Annotated in this window: 12 protein-coding genes; 9 read left to right on the top strand and 3 right to left on the bottom strand. The window is 43.1% G+C overall.

All coding sequences use genetic code 11. The features are described 5' to 3' along the window. Positions 1 to 259: 259 nt before the first annotated feature. The 7 genes from N480_RS05675 to N480_RS05705 all read left to right on the top strand — a co-directional run bounded on the left by N480_RS05675 (position 260) and on the right by N480_RS05705 (position 10,395). A complete protein-coding gene (locus tag N480_RS05675; protein WP_063371560.1) occupies positions 260 to 943 on the top strand; it encodes an ABC transporter ATP-binding protein in 684 nt (227 codons plus the stop codon). Between the two features lie 8 nt (positions 944 to 951). Continuing rightward, positions 952 to 2,286, top strand: a complete 1,335-nt coding sequence (locus N480_RS05680; RefSeq protein ID WP_063371561.1) for an ABC transporter permease — start codon at positions 952 to 954, stop codon at positions 2,284 to 2,286. 9 nt (positions 2,287 to 2,295) lie between these two features. Then, entirely contained in the window at positions 2,296 to 3,504 is a 1,209-nt protein-coding gene (locus tag N480_RS05685; protein WP_063371562.1) for an ABC transporter permease, read from the top strand. Between the two features lie 287 nt (positions 3,505 to 3,791). Further along, complete coding sequence (locus tag N480_RS05690) at positions 3,792 to 4,685, top strand: hypothetical protein (protein WP_063371563.1); 894 nt, start codon at positions 3,792 to 3,794, stop codon at positions 4,683 to 4,685. Continuing rightward, the gene (locus tag N480_RS05695) at positions 4,682 to 6,544 is read left to right on the top strand and encodes a sensor domain-containing diguanylate cyclase (RefSeq protein ID WP_063371564.1); all 1,863 of its coding nucleotides are present in this window, start codon (positions 4,682 to 4,684) and stop codon (positions 6,542 to 6,544) included. The genes N480_RS05690 and N480_RS05695 overlap by 4 nt, the downstream gene beginning before the upstream one ends. Positions 6,545 to 6,616: 72 nt before the next feature. Continuing rightward, the gene (gene hrpB, locus N480_RS05700) at positions 6,617 to 9,052 is read left to right on the top strand and encodes an ATP-dependent helicase HrpB (protein WP_063371565.1); all 2,436 of its coding nucleotides are present in this window, start codon (positions 6,617 to 6,619) and stop codon (positions 9,050 to 9,052) included. A 113-nt stretch (positions 9,053 to 9,165) separates the two neighbouring features. After that, positions 9,166 to 10,395, top strand: coding sequence for an MFS transporter (locus N480_RS05705; protein ID WP_063371566.1), 1,230 nt, complete (start codon positions 9,166 to 9,168; stop codon positions 10,393 to 10,395). 46 nt (positions 10,396 to 10,441) lie between these two features. Here the strand turns inward: N480_RS05705 and N480_RS05710 are convergent, their stop codons facing one another. Both N480_RS05710 and N480_RS05715 read right to left on the bottom strand, forming a co-directional pair. Continuing rightward, positions 10,442 to 12,157, bottom strand: a complete 1,716-nt coding sequence (locus tag N480_RS05710; RefSeq protein ID WP_063371567.1) for an alkaline phosphatase D family protein — start codon at positions 12,155 to 12,157, stop codon at positions 10,442 to 10,444. A gap of 597 nt (positions 12,158 to 12,754) precedes the next feature. Beyond that, entirely contained in the window at positions 12,755 to 14,284 is a 1,530-nt protein-coding gene (locus N480_RS05715) for a hypothetical protein (protein WP_063371568.1), read from the bottom strand. Positions 14,285 to 14,527: 243 nt separating this feature from the next. On the opposite strand from N480_RS05715, the gene N480_RS05720 reads away from it, so the two are divergent. After that, positions 14,528 to 16,834 (top strand): methyl-accepting chemotaxis protein, encoded by a 2,307-nt coding sequence (locus N480_RS05720; RefSeq protein ID WP_063371569.1) that lies wholly within the window; start codon positions 14,528 to 14,530, stop codon positions 16,832 to 16,834. Between the two features lie 50 nt (positions 16,835 to 16,884). Here N480_RS05720 and N480_RS05725 read toward each other — a convergent pair whose 3' ends face one another. Beyond that, positions 16,885 to 17,577, bottom strand: coding sequence for an SOS response-associated peptidase family protein (locus tag N480_RS05725; RefSeq protein ID WP_063371570.1), 693 nt, complete (start codon positions 17,575 to 17,577; stop codon positions 16,885 to 16,887). Between the two features lie 146 nt (positions 17,578 to 17,723). Here N480_RS05725 and imuA point away from each other — a divergent pair, with 146 nt between their 5' ends. After that, positions 17,724 to 18,425: a translesion DNA synthesis-associated protein ImuA gene (gene imuA, locus N480_RS05730; RefSeq protein ID WP_063371571.1), complete on the top strand. Its 702-nt coding sequence runs from the start codon at positions 17,724 to 17,726 to the stop codon at positions 18,423 to 18,425. Positions 18,426 to 18,427: the final 2 nt, after the last annotated feature.

The following is an 18,427-nucleotide window of genomic DNA, read 5'->3' on the forward strand; positions in this document are numbered from 1 at the left end:
TCTCTGTTCGCTACTCGTTTTACGAATAATTAAACTTTTAATTAAAAGTAAATTTTTAATTAAATTTGTGTTCTAGTCAATGCTTTTCAATTACAATAACCCGGATTTTTTTTGGGTACTTAAGTTAGGCAAATAAGTGGTGACAGTCACACATGTCAAAACAAACTGACAGCTATACTCTTTTTCACTGCCTGCGAATTCATAAAGATATAGTGAGGTGCTGTTCACAGCGACGAGTGAATAAATTAAAGGATGTAAAATGTTAAAAATGCGAGGAGTCGCAAAGTCATTTATTACAAACACTGTAAAAACTCAAGCTCTTCAACCATTCAATTTAGATATTGAACAGGGTGATTTTGTTTCTGTTGTAGGTCCTTCTGGGTCTGGCAAAACCACATTCTTAAATATTGCCGGATTGTTAGAAGATTACTCTGAAGGTCAGTATTATTTGGATGGTCGAGATGTGACAGGCTTATCAGACAGTCATAAATCGTCGTTGAGAAATCAAAAGATAGGGTTTGTGTTTCAGAGTTTTAATCTCATACCAGAACTCAACCTCTATGACAATGTAGAGATGCCTTTGCGTTACCGGCATTTCAACTCAAAAGAGCGAAAACAACGAGTTCATGAAGCCTTGGAAAAAGTAGGGCTCGCTGGAAGGAAATCGCACTACCCACAACAGTTGTCTGGCGGACAGCAGCAGCGTGTTGCTATTGCCAGAGCATTAGCTGGTAGCCCATCATTCTTGTTGGCAGATGAACCAACGGGCAATCTAGATTCAAAAATGGCTGGAGGAATTATGTCTTTATTGAAAGATATAAATAAACAAGGAACCAGTATTTTGATGGTGACTCATGACATGGAACAAGCGAAACAGGCTAGTCGCATTGTTGAAATACGTGATGGCTATCTAGCCGAGCATCACATTGCACTAACTGCATAAGGATTAATATGGTTAGTTATTACATCAAATTGGCATGGCTGAGTTTGAGAAAAACACCGTTGTTGAGTTTTCTTATGATAGGTACGATTGCTATTGGTATCGCAGCTGCGATGATAACAATTACCGTCGGTTATATGATGGCTCAGAACCCTCTGCCACACAAAAGTGAGCGGGTTGCTATGGTGCATTTGAATTCATGGGATCCCACTCAGCCCTACGGTTATCGACGCAACGGGAAAAATGATATTCCCAGTACGTTGACCTATCAAGATGCAATGGCGCTGCTACAGGCGGATAAAGCAGATAAACATGCGTTATTTGCTCAGTTTTCGGAGATGATCAGAGCTAAGTCGATGGATGTTCGTGATGCTCAGTTTCACCCAGTACGTTCTACTACTCGCGACTTTTTTGATGTGTTTGGTGCGTCGTTTATCCATGGCAGCACATGGGGTAAGGAGGCTGATCAAACTGGTGAACAAGTTATCGTATTGTCTAAGCAGGAGAATGAACGCTTGTTTGACGGCGTAAATTCTGTTGGCCAGGAAGTACTGGTCGGCACACTACTCTATCGAGTCGTCGGGGTTATCGATGACTGGCAGCCAACACCACGCTTTTACACACACAGATATTTAATGTTCCAGTCTACTCTTAACTATTTTGTGCCACTTGAATCGCAAATTCGTAATGAGCTTTTTTCACCGACATCAATGGGTTGGTCATGTTGGGGGGATGCGCCTAGTTCCACATTGGCGCAATTGCTACTTTCTGAATGCGTATGGCTTTATATGTGGGTTGAGTTTGACTCTGCAGATAAAAAAGATGATTACTTTGACTTCTTATCCGACTATTCAGAAGAACAAAGGCAAGTTGGTCGATTCACGCGTCCAGAGCCTAATAGGCTAATGTCAGTAACTGAATACTTAGAAAAAGAAGGCGCAGTAAGCAAAGAAAACATTATGGGCATTTGGTTTGCGTTGGCGTTTTTGTTGGCATGTTTATGTAATGTAATGAGCTTAATGATGACTAAGTTTCATGGTAAAGGGGGCGAGATTGGCCTGCGCAGAGCAGTTGGTGCAAGTAAAAAAGACATTATTATTCAATTTGGGTTTGAATCAGTATTTATTGGATTTGTTGGCGGTGTAATTGGCCTTTTGTTGGCTCAAGTAGGGTTATCAATATTAGCCGAGATGTTTTCGAACTTACACAAGAATGTGATGACCATGGATGTTTATCTCATGGTTGGCACGATTGGCTTGGCTATGAGCTCGTCTGTTGCTTTTGGTCTGTGGCCAGTCTATCGCGCAAGCTTAATACAGCCATCTAGTCAGTTAAAGAGTTTGTAGGAGCGTGACATGAAGGATTTTAAACCTATTTTAAAGACCTTATGGAAAAATAAAACCAGTCCCATTCTGCTAGTGATTCAAATAGCCGTTGCCTTCACGATATTAATTAATGTAAGCCATATGGCCGTTAATAAGTGGCAAGAGATTCATAAGCCCAGTGGACTAGACGAAGCAAATATTTTTACATTTACAGCTAACTTACCAGTTGAGCCTGCGGGTTATAAAGCAAGGCTTGAGCAAGATTTTGCCGACATATTAGAGCTTAGCAGCGTTGAGAATGTCATGGCAACCAATTCAATTCCTTTAACTAATTGGGGGCTAGGTTTAGCCCTTAATAGGACCGAAAGTGATGAGAGTTATATTACCTATGCTGGTATATATAGCATGACAGCAAACTTTGTGGACACTTTGGGCCTAGATGTCATTTTGGGTCGACAATTTGAGCAGGCTGAAATGGTGCTTTCTAGCGCTGATTATACCGTACAATCTAGTACGCTGATGGTCACTAAAGCAATAGCTGAAAAAATATCCCCCGAGGATTGGACACAAACGGTGGGCAAAACTATCTATATCCATGGTCGCCCATATCAAATAGTTGGAGTGGTTGACGAGCTCATTGCAACTTGGCCTAATTGGCTGCGAAATGAGCGGAGTATCATTTTCCCAGCATATTCATTGACCAAAGAAAGCAAGTTTATGGTGAAAGCGCGTGAAGGTCAGCTTAAACAAGCAATGGAAGAAGTACATGCAGTATTAATGCGTCATCCGGGAAGGATCATAGACAAGTTTCACGCCTTTTCGCACACCAGAGATAGCGGATACAAACCAATGGCTTCATCGCTCATTATTTTATGCGCTGTGACAATTGGATTAGTTGTTATTACTATGCTTGGCACTTTTGGGCAGGCGCGTTTCGCAATTTTAAGGCGCAAACGTCAGATCGGTACTAGAAGAGCGTTAGGGGCAACGAAGTGGCAAATAGTTCGGTATTATATGTTAGAGAATATTGTGATTACCTCAATAGGTATTCTATTTGGCGCTATTTTTGCTGTGCTACTCAATGTAAAGCTTATGGACTTTTTTGAACTATTATCTGTGCCTAGTGAATACTTTTTGTTTGGGGCTGTTGCTGTCTTAGTAGCTGGTCAATTTGCTGTTATCCCACCTGCGCTTGGTGCTGCTAACATTTCTCCGGCTTCTGCAACGCGTTCTGCATAATTCTTCCCTCTATTACTAGACACTACAATGTGCTGTTGTGGTGTCTACTTCAACAATGTTTGTACCGTTATTTTCAACACTTATTTAAGTTTAATTTTGTGTGTGTAATATTTTTGATAACTATCAATATGTTGCAAATATTCATGATTTTTGCTCAGCAATAAATAAATTCATACCTAAAATATTAGTTATAAAAGCTTACTTTACTGTTATTTTTTGGTTAACATTCGCACTGTTTTTTTAGTATACTTTGATATGAGTAGTGAAGGTGTGATTTGGGAGCTGTCATGAGGTGGTTGGTTTTGGTTTTGCTGGTATCTTGTATTAGCCCTGCTTTCGCACACAATCAACTTGTTGTCGATATTATGAGTAGTGAAAATTTTAGTCAGCGCTACAATGAGTTCCTTAACGGTCGTTCTCCCTTGGATGTACAAGACTTTCATCCAACCACTAAAGGTTCTCATATTGAAATAATTGAAATGGTCTTGTTGCAGCAAGCTCTATTTTTAGGGGGGGAAACAAGAGAAGTTGTCTTCAACCCTAAGCCCTCCGTCAATATCATCGAATTCTCAGACATGATCTCTGGCGATAGCCTCATTTTAGCACGCTCCGTATGGCATGAAGATATTCTTAATTACCGTGGTTCATTATATGTGAGTGATGCGGTCGTTGAATTTGGGGATTATGAAGCTGGGTTGTATGTGACAAAGCGCAACATTGCACTGCAAAACTTACCCAAAGAGCAGCTTGAGCAGCTGACTGTGGTTGCAAACCCTAGGTGGCGTGTAGATTGGCGAGCACTGAATAACACCCCAATTAATATTGTTAGTTTTATCGGACCATGGGAAACCATGCTTAATATGGTGGAAACAGGTATTGTTGATGCTATGTTAGTGAATTTTAGTGTGAGTGAAGACTTACTTCTCAACTTTGAAGGCAGAGAGTACGTACCGATTCAAAATCTCAAAATGATGCTCCCTGATTCACGTCATTTCATTGTTAGTAAGCGCCATCCGCAGGGGGAGCAGATCTTTGCTGCGCTTAATCGTGGCCTGAAAATACTCAAGAGGAAAGGGGTACTGCGCAGAGCTTTGATACAATCTGGATTTATTAACCACTTGGTGAGTGATTGGCAATTTATCAATGAAGATATGATGGCAACGACAGGGGTGGTGCAATGAAGTTACATTGGTGTGCTTTGCCATTTATATGGTTGTTGAGCTTTGAGGTGTGGGCTAATTTGAGCAGTAGCAATAGCTCTTCTCAAAAAGAAGACCTTAATAAAATGCTGGGTCAATTAACTTCACAGCTAAAAGAAGATTATGATCTTAATTTGCTACCACAGATACGAGTCTTAAGAGAGCAGTCAAGGCAGCTTGGAGAGAAGCGTTTACACGCGAAGTCGTTATTACTTGAAGGACTAATACGGCAGCATTACGGCGACTATAAAAATAGCCTTGTTTTACACAATGATGCGCTGGATATTGTTACTGGTATGAATTTACCAGAGTTGGAGGCTGGAATTTATTTAGCCCTTGCTCAGCTCGAAATGAGCTTGGAGCGTTTTCGTTTTGCGCAGCAATTATTGGAACGTGCCTATTCTTTAATTACAAAAAATGTTTCTAATGAACATGTTAGCGGTCTGCTAGCAGAGTATGCCCTTTGGCAGGGCACGTTGCATATTATGCGTGGCAGTTATCGCCAAGCTCTGATGATTCTAGAAAGTGTTGACTCAGAAGCACAGCAGGAGCTTTCGAGTCAGTTAGCGCTAACGCGAGCTTGGGCTTACTTAAGTATTGGGGAGTATCTCAATGCAAGCGCTCTTCTTAAGTTAGTGTCGCAGGAACAAGCGGCTTTGAAAGAGAATTTACGGCTGAGAGTGCGTTATAAATTAATGAGTGCTATGGCACATTTACAAGCTGGTCAGTTTACAAGTGCAATAACTCAAGCCAACAAGGCGTTGGGTGAAACCTTCGGCACGAGGTTTTTGAATGAACAGTCAATGCTGCAAAAGATCTTGGCGGGTGCATATGCGCAATTGGGAGATTTTGAACAAGCGCATTTGTATTTGAAGCGCTTTGCAATGACGGAGCAGGCATTAAATCTACAAAAACGAAATAACAAGCTCTTGCAACTAGAGGCGCAATACACATTAGCCGCACAAAAGCAGCAACTCAGTGTTTTAGAAAAAGACAATGCCCTTCAGGCACAGCAATTAATCCAACACCAACAAAAAATTGATAATGCACATTTGGCGCAACAGCGGGGTGTGCTGGGCATGTTACTCGTGGTTTTGGTGTTTGGATTTGGTTATTGGAGATGGCAAAACAAGCGCTATTTGACGGTATTAAAGCGGCAAGTGGCCGAGCGAACAGCTGAGCTAGCAGAGCGGAATAAGCGTTTGCAGGCGCTCAGTTTTACCGATAGTTTGACGGGCCTGAATAATCGACATTACTTTTTTAGTATTATTGATGCACAAGTAAATAAAAATACGACGACACAAACAAGTACAGGTGAAAAGCATGAAATGATTTTTTGCTTGTTAGATATAGATCACTTTAAAAAGGTGAATGATACATATGGTCATGCAGCTGGAGATACCGTGCTTCAGTCAGTGGCGGACATTTTAAAGCAGTGCACTAGAGACAGTGATTTGGTGATCCGTTGGGGGGGAGAAGAGTTTTTAATCGTGATGCCAAATATGACCCATGGCGAGGCTGCAGAAGCTGTGGAACGAGTGAGGCGGCAGGTTGAGTGTTTCCCGTTTGTGGTTAATGAACAAGCAATCCAAGTAACCTGTTCTATTGGTTTTGCACCATACCCGCTTAGTAATCAAGGTGGAAAATCATTGACTTGGGAGCAGGTACTCGAGCTGGCGGATAATGGCCTGTACATGGCCAAAGAAGAAAGTAGAAATGCATGGGTTGGGCTGCGCGGATTGAGTCCTCCATTTAATGCACCGGCTGAGCAACTTATTAGCAATTATAAAAATCTGATTAACAGTGGTCACTTATTGGCTTCTACTAGTTACCATTCGTAAAGTAAGTTACTGTCATTCGGTTCAATAGTGGTAGAATATTGCCATGTCTACGCAAACTAGAATCATGTCACTGTGCTACCTATTGAAGAAGTATACTCGCAACTAGTCGAACAACTTTCCTCCCAACAAACAGTACTCCTGCAGGCACCTCCAGGGGCGGGTAAATCGACTTGGCTGCCTTTACAATTGATGAAAGATAGACACTTCAAACGCATTGTTATGCTTGAGCCCAGACGATTGGCTGCGAGAAATATTGCCCAGTTTTTGGCTTCTCAATTGAATGAGCCAGTGGGAGAACAGGTTGGCTTGAGAATACGTCAAGAAGTGAAAATTTCAGCGCGTACGCGGTTAGAGATTGTCACTGAAGGGATGCTTACGCGCATGATCCAGCAAGATCCAGAGCTGTCTGGTATTGACCTTCTAATTTTTGACGAGTTTCACGAGCGCTCATTGGCGGCAGATACCGCACTGGCATTTGCCATAGAATCGCAAGCCGCATTGCGTGAAGATTTAAAAATCTTGGTCATGTCAGCGACTCTGGATAGCGAACGTTATCAGTCATTTTTAGCCTGCCCAGTCGTTCAGTCTGAGGGTCGTAGTTACCCCATTGAGGAGCGCTACATCACGCTCAAAGATGAAAGCCAATGGCTGGCGCAGATCGCGCCAATGGTGCGTCAAGCATTAAGCGAGCAAAGTGGCAGTATTTTGGTGTTTTTACCGGGTCAAAAAGAAATTCGTTTTGTTGCCAACGCGTTGTTGGATGAACTAGAGCAGAACCCGCAGGTGCAACTGGCAACATTATACGGCGACCAGAGTAAAGCTAGCCAGCAGGCAGCGATAGCTCCTGCGCCGTCAGGACAAAGAAAGGTTGTGTTAACAACAAATGTAGCAGAAACATCACTGACAATAGAAGGGATCCGAGTCGTAATAGATTCAGGTAAACGACGTGCAGGTGTATTTAATTTACGCACGGGCGTGACAGAACTAACCACACTGTCTATTTCTAGGGCGTCAGCGATACAACGTGCGGGACGGGCTGGGCGAATTGAGCCAGGGGTTGTATACCGGCTCGGTAGTAAAGCGATGTTTGAGAGACGTGATGCGCATGATAAGCCGGATATACTAAGCTCGGATATAAGCGGGCTCATTTTGGAAGCTAAGGTGTGGGGAACAAGCATTGCAGAATTGCCTTTGCTAGATAGGCCTAGTGACGCGCAAATCAGCCAGGCAGAACAGTTACTCATTGAATTGGAAGCGCTAGATGAACAGGGGAAGTTACAGGGGCTAGGTTCAAAAATGCATTCCCTCGGTGGTGAACCAAGGTATGCGCACATGCTACTCAAAGTGCAACAATTGGAAGAGCGCCTCCCTGGTATCACCCGTTTAGCTTGCTATTTTATGGCTTTACAAGACAGCAAGGTGAAATGTGCGCCAGAGTTAAGCTTGGCGCTACAACAATTGCAACAAAAAGCCCCGCTACAGTTTACAAAGCAATTGCAATACTGGTGCAAGCGTGCACAAATTGAATGCAATGCTACTGAACTGGCCATAGAACACATCGCTGTTGTGGTGGCGTTAGCGTACCCAGACCGATTGGCCAAGCGCAGAGGCAATGGCTTTGTATTAGCGAATGGTGCAGGCGTACAAGCACACGGTGACTATTGGTTAGATGCGCCATTTTTGGCGATTGCACAATTGGGCGGCCACAAAGGACAGTCAATATTTAGCGCAACAACTTTTTCACCTAGTGAACTAGAAGACGTATTGCCTCATTTATTCACGACAAGAATGGTGTGCGAGTTTGACCAAAAATCGTCACAGTTTATCCATCAAGATCGGGTGTATTTAGGTCAGTGTGTTATCTCTGCAAAGCCCAGCAGTATGCCGCTCGACCAAGCGGCTCGAACGGCAGCATGGCTTAATATAGTTCAGCAACAAGGCTTAAGCTTGTTTAGCCAATTTCAAGAGTGTGCGCCTTTGTTAGTGCGCTTACAGCTCGCAGGACAGCTTTACCCTGAAGAGTTTGAACTTTGTAATGAAGCGGACCTGCTGGCGAGTGTTAATGCTTGGCTAGCGCCCTACTTAAATGACATCAAACAGTTTAACCAACTTAAGAAGCTGGATCTTAAAGCGGCACTGATAGCTCGAGTAGATTGGCAAAAACAACAGCGCCTAAATGAATTATTACCGGAGCGAATCGCTGTGCCGAGCGGCTCAAATTTACGCATTCACTATCAATTGGACGGCCCAGCTCGACTGGCGGTGAAGATGCAAGAAGTATACGGAATGAGTCAAAGCCCCGTATTATGTGAAGGTCGCTTACCAATCTTGATGGAGTTATTATCGCCGGCGCAAAGGCCTTTGCAATTGACTCAAGACTTAGCGCATTTTTGGCAAACGAGTTACCGAGAAGTGCAAAAAGAAATGAAAGGTCGTTATCCGAAACATTTTTGGCCAGATGACCCCGCAACAGCACAGGCGACGAATAAAGTGAAAAGCCGTATGTAATAAGACAATACAGCGCACATGGTGATTTTTTAGAACGGCGTAAAAAATACTTTACCTCAGGTTAGGTTGAGGTTTTATTGTTAGTGCAAAGATAATAAAAACAGGATTTTAAGATGGAACTAACACAATTCTCTTCACAGATCACTCGCTTCACACCACTGGTTTGGACCATGCTAATAGGCAATTTTTTTGTTCGAGCAAGTTATTATATGGTGTGGCCATTTCTTGCTGTGATTCTGTATACCAAATTTTCTTTGAGTGCGACTGAGGTGGGAGTCTTACTGACTGGCAGTGCGACATTTGCTGTTTTACTCGGGTTTTATACAGGGAACTTAGCAGATCGATTTGGTCGCTTTAAGATACTTTATGCTGCGGTGATAGTGGGCGTGTTAGCATTTACCGCACTTGCTTTAGTTGAGGAACTTTGGGCATTTTGCTTGGCTGTATTTTTTGCATGTATGCCAAGAACACTGTGGGATGCACCAAGTAAAGCGTTGTTAAGTGATGAGCTCGCTCAAGATTCTGATAGAGAATTAGCACTCCATCTATTGTATTTTTTAGTCAATGTAGGCGCCGCGTTGGGGCCTCTTTTCGGGCTGTGGGCAGGCCTCAATGGTGAGCAATTTAGTTTTATTTATACCGCCTTTGCTTATTTGGCTTTGTTTTGTGCTTTGCTACTAAAGCAACACCAAGCGCGTGTGTGCAACACATCGAACCTGCCGACAAATGTCCCACGTTTTCGAGAGTGGTTGACGTTATTACGTGATGATAAACGGTTTTTATGGGTATTGGTTGCCACTTTCTTGGTGTATCTCGTTTTTGGCCAGGGTGATTCAAGCTTAGTGCAATACCTGACAAGGGCGGAAGTCCCAGAGCTGGCATTGTTGATTTCTAGCCTGATTGTAACCAATTCTCTGATTATTGTGCTGTTTCAATTTCCGCTTTTACACATGATGAAGGATTGGTCTATTCAATCTCGATTACTAGTTGGAGGTGGGGTGTTAGCTGTGTCTCAAATAATGATGGTGCTAGCAGATGTTGATAGTTTTTGGGCATGGATTGTATGTATCGCTGTATTGAGCTTGAGCGAAGCAATTCTGTTTTCAAACATCAATATTCATATAGACAGAATGGCTCCTCAACATTTGAAAGCAAGTTATTTTGGCGCCGCGGGACTTTGCTCACTTGGCTTTGCCTTCGCGCCTTTAGTTGGTGGCGTGCTCCTCGACTTAGCAAGTGGTACATGGTTATTTATCACAATGACGGTCGCTTGTTTGATTGCAAACTGGCTGTACATCATATCTGAAAAGTCAGAAGCAAACGCTAAAGTGTATGAAGGATAGGGATAAAGTAGCGCCTCGATTAGGGCGCTACTCTTTTTTATATCAGTTAAAATTTAACGACCGTAGATACGGCTTCTTCTTCGGTTGTTTGAATAGAAAGTTTAATTGTGTGTTTTGCCCAATCAATATCAACCATGCCATAGTTACTCCCCGACTTATTGATCAGGTGTCTATCGCTGGTGGTTAAATTTGTAATATTGCTGCTAACAGTGCCCACTTGTCCATCAGGGGTAATAGCACCACTAGGCGCACAATTTCCCCACTCTCCGCTGATGCCCTTTCCTTTGTCGTCAACTTTGGTATAGCACCATGGTTTATCATTGTCTTTCGTTGTGCAGCCGTGGTACGTAGTTAGACCATAAGTGAAAGGGAATTTACATTGTTGATTGTACTGACCGTCGCCTTTGGTATCAGCATAGACAGGCAGTCGAAGAGGGTTTTCGATATGATACGGCCAATTTTGACCAAACCCAGATGCAGTGACTTCATACACGGTCACGGCCTTACCATATTGTGCACTTGCTGGGATTTCTTTTTTCAGCAGCTCCCCCCAGTGCTGATCACCAGATAAGAAAATCACCGCTTTGGTTTTACCACTATTAACTGACTTTTGCACTAAACGCAGCAGCTTAGCTCGCTCTAAGGGGACTTCTGCCCATGACTCGTAGCTCGTGCCCGACATGTCAGACTCTGCCATGTCAGCAATGGCTTGTTCAAACTGCTTACCATCTCCATATGCGCAGTACTTGCTTTTACTTCGACCTTGGTAAAGTGGTGGAAGCACTTGAATACCGCTTGCGATTAGCTTTATTTCAGAAGGGGTATTCAGTTGTTGTTCAAGCCACTGCCATTGCTGCGCACCTAAAATTGTAGTTTTATCACCTTCACACGTGCCGTAATTATTAAATGTTGGTGAGCGAAAGTAACGTGCATCCAGTGTAATAACATGAGTGCGCTCATTGGCAGGTCCTAGTAATTTGGCTTCATAAATACCCGCTTGGCCGTTGAGCCTTGGATCATCCGCAGGTGCATCAAAGTGGCGCAAATATTCCTTTTGGCTATTGACGCGCTGGGGGTAGTGTTTGCCATCATTATTGGCCCCGTAATCATGGTCATCCCAAGTGGCCATAACTGGAATATTCGCAGCGAGAAACTTTTGATAATCAATATTACGCTTCTTGTCATCATATTTTTGGCGCATGGTCGCCATGTCTGTGGTATCAGCATAGATATTATCACCAAGCCATAAAAATAGGTCTGGTTGATGAGAAATGAGCTTGGCAAGTGCTTGTGGCATATCGCCTTTTGTTTTAAAGCAGGAGCCAAGTGCAATGCGGTCTAAGCGTTTACTCGCCTGTGGGTGGGTATGCTTTGGTAGAGGCTCCTCCTCAACCGTCGCACACTCTTCCCAGTTCCCTTGCTCGTCAATGTAACACCAAGGTGCTGTATGATTTGCCGTTGAGCACCCGTAAAAAGCTTCACCTTGATATTGGGAAGGGGTGTTACATCGGTTACCTGTAATGGTTGTAAATACGGGAATGGTTTCTGTTCGTACATTACCCCAAGAGCTACCATTAATGGCTTGTTTCAAATAACACCATTGATTGCCACTGTTGTTTTTGTCGGTGGTGCCTTGGTAGCTGGCTGTTTGATAGTTAAATACTGGCTGGCATTGGTCGTAATGTACTTCGGGAGCGGCGTGTACATTGGGTATTATGCTGAGTACGGCAAATGTTGTGAGCGCAACTGTAGTATATGTCATCGTGATTCCTGTGAGTTTATTGTCTTTTCTCCCTCCTTGTGAGCAAACGAACAGCCTACATCTACTGTTTGTGTTCTTCCGAATTGAACGCGAGGAGTGTATTCCCCAAAAATGAAACTCCGTTGTCAAAACGATGGCATAAATATGTCTAGTGTCTTTTAAACGCCACTGTTCTTTAAAAGTGTATGAACTTAACCTTATGATAGGATTGATTTTTATTATTATATTTATATCTGCATATTTTTTGTGGAATTACATCTTGTTTGCTTGAATTTGTACCTTAAGTTGGCTATTTTTGGTGCGTAAAAGTATTTTCCGCATACATTTACAGGCTATCTAACCAATGTGAGGTTGGCAGAGCTTAATACGAGCAATCGTTAAATTTATTTAAATATTGGCGGTTAGGCTTAAGTTCGTATTGGTGACTTATTGTATGTCCTGAGAAGGTGATATTTGTTTTGATAGTCGTGGCATCGTGTTACACAGGATTGCGTATCACTTGCTGCATCTTTGAAATTTGCAAGAAAAAAGCGGAGCTTGATAGCTCCGCTTTTCTGTCTGTTTTATTACACTCGAATTTTATCGAGTCACCTCGGTTTAATTGAAAGCCGGTTGCCAGTACTTCAACGAGAAGTTGTCGATATTGACTGTAGCTGGTGAATTACTAAACGAGCGTACGCGAATGAGGAAGCGACGCAGCGACTGAGTCGGATCAAGTGTATACACCTCATTGACTTGGTAGCTACCTTTACCAAATGTGCGCACCTCACAAAAAGAATCTTTTTTGCCTGTTTTATAATAGACATCAGTACACACTTGCACGGGTTGCCCTAAGGTTGCCTCAGTAATATTAACGTCTAATTGGGTGTGTATTTGTGTGGCAAAGCGTGTTTCACTCCAGGGGAAAAAGTAAGAGTAACTTGCTTGTCGCCAGGGAGAAAGTGCGAGCCTCAGGTTTTTGGTGTTGTTGAATTGGTTATTGTCTTCAAGGCTTATTGCAACCTCTTCTGGGTATCGCGTCGTGAAGTCAATATTGCCAGATTCATAGTCATTAAAAACCTGATAGAAAGCGCCATCGGAGCTAACTTCTGCAGTGTGGACACGTGCGCTGTCAATGAATATTGAGCGCTCAGCTTCAATTTCAAAGTTCATCGATGAAATACTTGAAGTATAGTAATCATCACTAAAATCAAGTATTAAAGGGATTGTTTTACGTTCATTAGGTGCAAGCGTTAATCTATCGTATTGGCTAATAGTATTCGCTGCTCCGGCAAGTTCGCGAGTAAAGAAAGCTTGGCCTGCAAGCTTTACTTCAATCGTTTCGCTGCTAGGGTTGTTGAGTGTGAGAGTGGTGGCAAGGTAGTTGGGCGTTGAATGCACAATAAACAAATTGCTTAACTCGAACTTGGTTCTATATCTGCCTTCATTGTCTGCGTTTATTTGTAAGCTTGGGGCATTTGGGTTTGTGTGTACGTGTGTGAGCGCGATATTACCGCTAAAATGTCTTTGTAATTGCTCGATAGTTGTTGTCGTGGTGTTATCCATTAAGAAGTGCTGGATAACTGTATTACTATGTTCCCTGTTGTCAGTAAGTTGCGCTTTGATGTTGTCGAAAACGACAGGCATCTCATCTAACAAATGCGTGCTCCAGTATGCTGTGACATGTTTAATATGTTTGCCGTCAGGTAATGTTGTAGCGACGTCAAATGAATGAATACTATCAGGTTCTTGGCTAATATTATCCGCTTCTGAGGTATATACTTGCATTTGACTGCCGTCATCGAATTCGACGATTAAAGAGGTATAAAGGGTCGTATTTCCTTGATACTTTGAATTTTGGATTTCTGGTAGTTGGACATCAAAGCTGACTCGAAACTGTGTAGGGTTAGTCAGGGTTTGGTTGATTTCAAAAACACGCATTATCTCAAAATGGCTTTGGGCACTAACTTTTAAGCTATAGCTACCCGAGATAGGGTGTACATTGGTTTGCTCAATAGCTGTGACATCACCGTAATTGATCTCTACCTGCTCAGTTGAATGTTCAAAGTCTAGCTTTTCGAGAACTTGCGCGTGTCCCTGTGTGGTAAAAATACTCGACAATATTAATGCCAAAGACTTAATTTTCATATTCCTTTCCTTATTTAGTTGTAGTTTTCCCTCTGTTTGTCGGTTGTTTGAATAATATATTTAGCTTTATTTTTATGAATTTAATTAATTAATAGTTTTGTATGGGTTTTTGAGGTTGTTTTTTGTTCTCTTATGGATAAATAATTAAAAGTCATAAAAGTGCATCGAGAAGCTTTTAGGATATGACTAGGCGGTTTCAGTCATTCGCCGCTGTGAAAAATAAACAGGTAGTGGGGTATTAAGGTGCGATTAAAAACACGTTTAAGTATTGTTTCTGTCTTACTTGCTGTCGTACCGTTATTAATAGCGTGCTTCGCAATTGGCTTTATTGCCTATCAAGAAGGTAAGGCTGCAGTCTCTAAAGAAGTTGAGAACAACCTAATATCTAGAAGAAACGCGATGCAAAACCAAGTAGAGCGCTACTTTGCAACTATGCAATCGCAGGCTACTACATTGGCGCATTCGACCATGGTGATAGATGCAGCCAAAGCTTTCAAGGCTGCATTCAATGATATTGAACCAAAGAGCGAAAGTACCTTTCAAGCACTGGAAAACTACTATTTGAGTCAGTTTAGACCCGTTTTGGTAGATAAAAGCCCACTTCAAGAAGGGGAAGCTACGCGTTTATTTACTCAGCTTTCTATACAAGCCAAAGCGTTGCAAACACAGTATATTGCAGACAACCCTCATCCCCTAGGCAGTAAAGATCAGCTGTTAATAGGGCCTAATAATAATGGTTATGATGCCGTGCATCGTAAATACCATCAGGCACTGCGTGATTTTCAGTCTCAATTTGGTTTTTATGACATCTTTCTTGTCAGCCCTGAAGGTGACGTCGTGTACTCGGTATTTAAAGAGGTCGATTTTGCGACGTCTCTTACTACAGGGCCATTTAGTGACTCAGGTCTAGCGCGCGCATTTCAGGCTGCCAGAGGACAAACCACAAGGCAAGGCAACTTTATTGACTTCGCGCCTTATCTCCCCTCATATAATGCCGCAGCAGGATTTATTAGCGCCGCAATTATAGATGATGGCGAATTTGTAGGCGTATTAGTTTTTCAATTACCTGTGGACGAAATTAATAATATGCTGACCTTCTCTGGTCAATGGAAAGCGCAGGGGTTGGGCGACTCTGGCGAAATATATGTGGTAAATCAAGCAAAAAAATTACTGACCAACAGTCGCTTTTTTGTTGAAGATAAGTCTCAGTTTTTGACCGTGCTGGAAGCGCATAATGTAGCCCAAGACATCATTACTAAAATTGAACAGCAAGATACAACTGTCGGCATATTAGAGGTGGACTCTCCCGGCACGCGTGCAGCACTTAATGGAAAGTCCGGTGTTGCGATATTTGATGATTACCGTTCTGTCGCTGTGGCATCAGCATATGCCCCCCTTAATATTGAAGGCTTGAATTGGGCCATTGTTAGTGAGGTTGATTATTCAGAGGCGTTCGCAATGATTTCATCGTTGCAGATCTCTATTTTTAAATCTGCATTGGTATTTGTTTTGATTGCGGGTGTACTGGCAACCTTAATCGGGATTTTTATTGCAACGCGAGTTACGCAACCTATATTAGCGGCAAGTCATGCCATTAGAGATATTGCTGATAACAATGATTTTCGCTTGCGTGCACCGGCTGAAGGGGATGCTGAGATCTGTGAGCTGAGTGAATCTGTCAACCGTTTAGTTGGACGCCTGCAAGGAAATTTCAGCGATATGTTGAGCAGTGCTCACACGTTGAAAGAGATGTCGATTGTATTGTCTGAACGAATGGGCGCATTGATCAATGCGGTAAACCAGCAGTCGTTAGACTGTGAACAATCGGCGGCAGCTGGCTCACAGATGCAACAAGCAGTACAAGAAGTGGCTAATAGCGCACTTAAAACTTCCGAACACACACAGCAAGTGAATAGCCTCACAGATAATACCAATGACTTGGTCGCTCAGTGTGCATTGATATCTCAGCAACTAGCCACAGAGATGGCTTCAGTGGGTGAGATGATGGATATCTTGTCCTCTCAAAGTGCTAAAATCGGCAGTGTATTAGATGTGATCCAATCTGTTGCGGAGCAAACCAATTTATTAGCGCTGAATGCTGCAATTGAAGCTGCGCGAGCGGGTGATGCTGGGCGGGGGTTTGCCGTTGTTGCAGATGAAGTACGGGGTCTGGCAATCCGTACTCAGCAAGCGACAGGTGAAATTGAGGATATGATTAAGCGTTTACAATCAGGTGTTGAAAAGGCCCAAGGGCGTGTACAGCAGAGCCAATCTCAAAGCGTGAATAATGCAGAAACTTCGGAGCAAGCGAAAGCGTCATTGGGAGATGTTACTTCTGCGATAGCACAAATCGCGGCGATGAACACACAAGTTGCTACGGCATCTAAGCAGCAGTCAGATACGGTTCAGCAGATAAGCCAGTCTATTTCTGCTATCAGTCAGGAGGCCAGCGACAACTTGGCTCGAGGGCGCGAAATTGATGAGCGGGCGACACAGTTAGAGCAACTTGCAGTGAAGTTAAATGGTATTTTAACACACTATCGGGTGTGACTTTTGACCGCTGGTGGCGAATCCAATGTGTGCCAAATGGCCTCACAGAGTTAGTCATGCTGTAATGAGCGCGCCGATGCTATCGGTCTGTAACTGCTTGGCTTGTCAATCTTTTGCACTGTGAGGGATTGGTATAAATGAGGGACCAATAAATGATTAAATCCCGTGACATCATGCTGCTTGTCGTCTAACCATTTATCCAATAAGTCCGCGCGTTGTGGGAGCATCATCGGACTTGCCTTATCGTGATAGGGGCGCAGCTTAGAGTGAGGGGGGAGCGTGATAATCGAGCAAGAAAGTTGCTGTTCTCCTGTGGTTGGGTGACACCAATACTTGTACAATCCAGCCAAGCACAGTGCTCCATTTTTTGCGATAAAATCATGATAATCTTTAGGCTTGCCATCTTGGTACTGTGTTTCGCCAAACCCTTTGGTGACAATAATACAGCGGTTATATCTAAAAGGTTGATAAGCGGCGCTATTTTTCACATGTAACTTATCATACCGGCTGTTAAATGAGGTGTATTTAGAAGGCTTAAACCCAGATTGCGTTTGCGTTAGCAGTAGCCACCAAGTGGCACTGCTAAGGTGGCGCTGACCGTTATGCTGGTGGACGATGCTTATCGTATCGGTTGCGCGTTTAAAGCGGCCAAAATGCATTTGTTCTCGTGGGTTTTCAATACCTAGGTCTAGCAGTATTTGGATCACGAAAGGGTCATCAGTAATATTCAATCTGCCACACATATTTGCCTCCCATTTAGCCTAAGCTTTTACTGCTACTGCATTTATTGTAGCCAGTTAAAGCGACTTTGCGATATGCCCTGTAGATCTCACTTGCACTTTTGATTTCGATCTATAATACTGTATATGTATACAGTAAAGTGTGTGTTATGGCCAATTTAATTGATTTTTTACAGCATCAGAACCTTGTTTGGCAGGGGACTGAAAATGCACCTGTCTCTCGTCAGGTATATGAGACCGTCAGTACAGGGTTTGATGATCTTGATAAGCTGCTGCATGGTGGGTTGCCAAGTCAAGGCGTTGTGGATATTCAGAGCCAAATAGGGATTGGGGAGCTGAGGTTATTATTGCCTTACTTACGCAAACAAACTCGCATGTGCGCGGTAATACACCCGCCTGCGCTGATTAACGCCCATGCTCTTTTTCACCAAGGTGTAGACACTGGGCAGTTTTTAGTGATCCGGCCTAACTCGTCACAAGAGGCACTTTGGGCAGCTGAGCAGTGCTTAAAAAGCGGAGCCTGTAGCAGTGTTTTGATGTGGCATGGGGATTTAGAAGTGCATCAAGTTAAACGTTTACAACTTGCAGCGCAAACAGGGCAAGGGCTTATTTGTTTAATGCGCAGCTGTATTATGCAGTCAACATCATTGCCAGTCTGTTTAAGTTTAAAGTTATTACCTCATCCGTTGGGCCTTAAGGTGCAAGTGACAAAGCGTCGTGGAGGGTGGGCTAAACCTGACTTTGTACTCGATATGTCTTCAAGTTGGCCTGAGCTGACAGCACAGATTAAATCTCCTCAAGGTGCTGATATCGTAACATTTGAGCGTGCCTTACAGCAGGTAAATAGGTGAGT

The organism is Pseudoalteromonas luteoviolacea S2607 (assembly GCF_001625575.1).
Lineage (GTDB): Bacteria > Pseudomonadota > Gammaproteobacteria > Enterobacterales > Alteromonadaceae > Pseudoalteromonas > Pseudoalteromonas luteoviolacea_E.